This window comes from Peribacillus sp. NPDC056705 (assembly GCF_043656335.1).
In genome coordinates, this window is record NZ_JBHTYI010000192.1 from 1 (window position 1) to 671 (window position 671).

1 protein-coding gene is annotated in these 671 nt (G+C 46.1%); it reads right to left on the reverse strand.

Annotation, left to right across the window (positions count from 1 at the left end; translation table 11 throughout):
* Positions 1 to 164: 164 nt before the first annotated feature.
* Entirely contained in the window at positions 165 to 506 is a 342-nt protein-coding gene (locus ACFRAK_RS28825; RefSeq protein ID WP_394573168.1) for a hypothetical protein, read from the reverse strand.
* Positions 507 to 671 lie beyond the last annotated feature (165 nt).

The following is a 671-nucleotide window of genomic DNA, read 5'->3' on the forward strand; positions in this document are numbered from 1 at the left end:
TGGGATTCTGGAACAGGAATCGATTTGGGTTTACTCATCATGCAGACCTCCAGATTCATGAATGTAGGGATCTTCTGTGGGGAAATCATAACCGCTTCTTTCAGGATTTCCGCTTAGAGCTATCGGGTAGCTTAGCCATAGCATGTATACCGTACCGCTGAATGTTAATGGTGCGTGATCTGCTGCAAGGCCTGTGCACACTCATGGATGTGCCTTGTATAATCACCGACCATGCCCTGAATGTTCTCACTGCGCTCATCGGTCGTTGCGCCATCTCGCTCTACATCCACCAAATCCACACGGACTTCCCTTGAATCCACATATGTGCATTGAAAATCAAAAGAGTACTCCTGACGTCCAGCTGCACCAATATGAATGCGTATTGCGTTAGAATCTCTCTCGTCGGCTGCCACTTCGGCATGATCACCCGGCTTGAGGATGGTAGGTAGTCTTTCTTGCCAAGCGTTTACCAATGTTGTCTGATCCACATTTATTTGTGAACTCATTATCACACCTCCCCTACACTATAAATTGCGAATATAAGGGATGTTTTATACAAAAGAGCATTGGACGTAGCCCAAAATCTTTAAACTAAATGAACGCAAAAAAACCGCTCCCTTAGGAACGGTTGTTGTAGATGGTGTATGGCGGAGAGGATGGGATTCGAACCC